This window comes from Microbacterium sp. Leaf203, from assembly GCF_001421275.1.
GTDB lineage: Bacteria > Actinomycetota > Actinomycetes > Actinomycetales > Microbacteriaceae > Microbacterium > Microbacterium testaceum_A.
Genome location: NZ_LMKF01000009.1, coordinates 1 through 4,543 on the forward strand (window position 1 = coordinate 1; position 4,543 = coordinate 4,543).

At 54.6% G+C, this 4,543-nt stretch carries 2 rRNA genes; both read left to right on the plus strand.

The window, feature by feature from the left end:
- The first annotated feature begins 259 nt into the window (after positions 1-259).
- A 16S ribosomal RNA gene (locus ASE56_RS01210) occupies positions 260-1,781 on the plus strand.
- 562 nt (positions 1,782-2,343) lie between these two features.
- A 23S ribosomal RNA gene (locus ASE56_RS01215) occupies positions 2,344-4,543 on the plus strand; the annotation flags it as partial.

Genomic DNA, 4,543 nt, shown 5'->3' on the forward strand with positions numbered 1-4,543 from the left:
GAAGTGAACTGCCTCACGGGTAGGTCGAGAGATCGTTTCTGTGGGTGCGTCCGTTCCTTGAGAACTCAACAGCGTGCACTTGTCAAATGCCAATTTATTCCTCGTCGGTCTGACTTTTGTTGGATTGCGAGAAATTCCTTTGGATCAAAGTCCAACCCTTTCGGGGGTTGGCGTGAAATTCGTCAGTAATGATGTTTTTCTTTGGTCAGTTTCAAACTCGCTGCGGCCCCGTTTTCCCGGTGGTTGTATGCATTTCTTTTTTACGGAGAGTTTGATCCTGGCTCAGGATGAACGCTGGCGGCGTGCTTAACACATGCAAGTCGAACGGTGAAGCCAAGCTTGCTTGGTGGATCAGTGGCGAACGGGTGAGTAACACGTGAGCAACCTGCCCTGGACTCTGGGATAAGCGCTGGAAACGGCGTCTAATACTGGATATGAGACGTGATCGCATGGTCGTGTTTGGAAAGATTTTTCGGTCTGGGATGGGCTCGCGGCCTATCAGCTTGTTGGTGAGGTAATGGCTCACCAAGGCGTCGACGGGTAGCCGGCCTGAGAGGGTGACCGGCCACACTGGGACTGAGACACGGCCCAGACTCCTACGGGAGGCAGCAGTGGGGAATATTGCACAATGGGCGAAAGCCTGATGCAGCAACGCCGCGTGAGGGATGACGGCCTTCGGGTTGTAAACCTCTTTTAGCAGGGAAGAAGCGAAAGTGACGGTACCTGCAGAAAAAGCGCCGGCTAACTACGTGCCAGCAGCCGCGGTAATACGTAGGGCGCAAGCGTTATCCGGAATTATTGGGCGTAAAGAGCTCGTAGGCGGTTTGTCGCGTCTGCTGTGAAATCCCGAGGCTCAACCTCGGGCCTGCAGTGGGTACGGGCAGACTAGAGTGCGGTAGGGGAGATTGGAATTCCTGGTGTAGCGGTGGAATGCGCAGATATCAGGAGGAACACCGATGGCGAAGGCAGATCTCTGGGCCGTAACTGACGCTGAGGAGCGAAAGGGTGGGGAGCAAACAGGCTTAGATACCCTGGTAGTCCACCCCGTAAACGTTGGGAACTAGTTGTGGGGACCATTCCACGGTTTCCGTGACGCAGCTAACGCATTAAGTTCCCCGCCTGGGGAGTACGGCCGCAAGGCTAAAACTCAAAGGAATTGACGGGGACCCGCACAAGCGGCGGAGCATGCGGATTAATTCGATGCAACGCGAAGAACCTTACCAAGGCTTGACATATACGAGAACGGGCCAGAAATGGTCAACTCTTTGGACACTCGTAAACAGGTGGTGCATGGTTGTCGTCAGCTCGTGTCGTGAGATGTTGGGTTAAGTCCCGCAACGAGCGCAACCCTCGTTCTATGTTGCCAGCACGTAATGGTGGGAACTCATGGGATACTGCCGGGGTCAACTCGGAGGAAGGTGGGGATGACGTCAAATCATCATGCCCCTTATGTCTTGGGCTTCACGCATGCTACAATGGCCGGTACAAAGGGCTGCAATACCGTGAGGTGGAGCGAATCCCAAAAAGCCGGTCCCAGTTCGGATTGAGGTCTGCAACTCGACCTCATGAAGTCGGAGTCGCTAGTAATCGCAGATCAGCAACGCTGCGGTGAATACGTTCCCGGGTCTTGTACACACCGCCCGTCAAGTCATGAAAGTCGGTAACACCTGAAGCCGGTGGCCCAACCCTTGTGGAGGGAGCCGTCGAAGGTGGGATCGGTAATTAGGACTAAGTCGTAACAAGGTAGCCGTACCGGAAGGTGCGGCTGGATCACCTCCTTTCTAAGGAGCATCTGACGCCCTGTAATGGGGTTGTTCAGGCGCCGGATCAGACCGAATGTGTCTGCCGGTTAGCTCATGGGTGGAACATTTGACTTGGTGTCGGGGACGAGGTTCTCGGGTTTAGTACGTGGCTTGCCACTGGAACGATCTGGTTCGGAGTTGTCGATACATGCACGCTGTTGGGTCCTGAGGGGCCGGGCGCTGANNNTCGCGTCAGTCGTATGGCTGGTGGTGGTTGGTGGCTGTTCCTCGAGGGCCTGCTTCGGTACCGGTGTTCCGGTGGCTGGGGTGGGTACCGCCCGTACTTTGAGAACTACACAGTGGACGCGAGCATCTTCGACATGAGCCTTTTGNCGGGGGTCTTCGGATTCTTTGTTGGTGGCTGTTCCTCGAGGGCCTCTTCTTGCGCTTGCCGGTTGGTGGGTGTGGGGGAGGGGTACCGCCCGTACTTTGAGAACTACACAGTGGACGCGAGCATCTTCGACATGAGCCTTTTGNGTTTGTGTCGTGAAGATGATCTTAAAGATCATTAGTCAATTTTTTGACGATTCAACTCATGTGATTTCAAGTCTTTAAGAGCAAACGGTGGATGCCTTGGCATCTGGAGCCGAAGAAGGACGTAGCAATCTGCGATAAGCCTCGGGGAACTGATAAGCGAGTTTTGATCCGAGGGTGTCCGAATGGGGAAACCCCGCCAGGGCGCGTGCGTACCTGGTGACTCCCGCCTGAATATATAGGGCGGGTAGAGGGAACGTGGGGAAGTGAAACATCTCAGTACCCACAGGAAGAGAAAGCAAAAGCGATTCCGTAAGTAGTGGCGAGCGAAACCGGAAGAGGCTAAACCTAGCGTGTGTGATAGCCGGCAGGCGTTGCATGTTGGGGGTTGTGGGACTTTTCTGATTGTTCTGCCGAATGATCGACGTGACAAGAGGGTATAGACGAACGGTTTTGAATGGCCGGTCATAGAGGGTGCGAACCCCGTAGTCGAAATGCCTGTTCTTGGCGTGAAGAGTATCCCAAGTAGCACGGGGCCCGAGAAATCCCGTGTGAATCTGTCAGGACCACCTGATAAGCCTAAATACTCCCAGATGACCGATAGCGGACAAGTACCGTGAGGGAAAGGTGAAAAGTACCCCGGGAGGGGAGTGAAATAGTACCTGAAACCGTTTGCTTACAAACCGTTGGAGCCTCCTTAGTAGGGGTGACAGCGTGCCTTTTGAAGAATGAGCCTGCGAGTTAGCGATACGTGGCGAGGTTAACCCGAGTGGGGTAGCCGTAGCGAAAGCGAGTCTGAATAGGGCGATTCAGTCGCGTGTCCTAGACCCGAAGCGAAGTGATCTATCCATGGCCAGGTTGAAGCGACGGTAAGACGTCGTGGAGGACCGAACCCACTTAGGTTGAAAACTGAGGGGATGAGCTGTGGATAGGGGTGAAAGGCCAATCAAACTTCGTGATAGCTGGTTCTCTCCGAAATGCATTTAGGTGCAGCGTTGCGTGTTTCTTGCCGGAGGTAGAGCTACTGGATGGCCGATGGGCCCTACAAGGTTACTGACGTCAGCCAAACTCCGAATGCCGGTAAGTGAGAGCGCAGCAGTGAGACTGTGGGGGATAAGCTTCATAGTCGAGAGGGAAACAACCCAGACCACCAACTAAGGTCCCTAAGCGCGTGCTAAGTGGGAAAGGATGTGGAGTTGCTTTGACAACCAGGAGGTTGGCTTAGAAGCAGCCACCCTTGAAAGAGTGCGTAATAGCTCACTGGTCAAGTGATTCCGCGCCGACAATGTAACGGGGCTCAAGCACGCCACCGAAGTTGTGGCATTGACATTTTTGGTAGGCCTTCGTGGTCCAGCCGTGTTGATGGGTAGGAGAGCGTCGTGTGGCGAGTGAAGCGGCGGGGTGACCCAGCCGTGGACGCTACACGAGTGAGAATGCAGGCATGAGTAGCGAAAGACGTGTGAGAAACACGTCCTCCGAAAGACCAAGGGTTCCAGGGTCAAGCTAATCTTCCCTGGGTAAGTCGGGACCTAAGGCGAGGCCGACAGGCGTAGTCGATGGACAACGGGTTGATATTCCCGTACCGGCGAAGAACCGCCCAAGCTAATCCAGTGGTGCTAAGAGTCCTAGCTCGGAATGTTGTTGATCCCTTCGGGGTGAGACGCGTCCGTGTGAACGCTCGACCCCATGCTGGTGCGGCTAGCGTATTAACAGGTGTGACGCAGGAAGGTAGCCCAAGCCAGGCGATGGTAGTCCTGGTGCAAGTGCGTAGGCCGAGTGATAGGCAAATCCGTCACTCATACAGGCTGAGACACGATGCGGATAAAAAGTGGGTGATCCTATGCTGCCGAGAAAAGCATCGACGCGAGGTTCTAGCCGCCCGTACCCCAAACCGACTCAGGTGGTCAGGTAGAGAATACCAAGGAGATCGAGAGAATCGTGGTTAAGGAACTCGGCAAAATGCCCCCGTAACTTCGGGAGAAGGGGGGCCATCCACTTATTAGGACTTGCTCCGAAAGGGTGTGGTGGCCGCAGAGACTAGTGGGTAGCGACTGTTTACTAAAAACACAGGTCCGTGCCAAGTCGCAAGACGATGTATACGGACTGACGCCTGCCCGGTGCTGGAAGGTTAAGAGGACCGGTTAGCCGCAAGGCGAAGCTGAGAATTTAAGCCCCAGTAAACGGCGGTGGTAACTATAACCATCCTAAGGTAGCGAAATTCCTTGTCGGGTAAGTTCCGACCTGCACGAATGGCGTAACGACTTCCC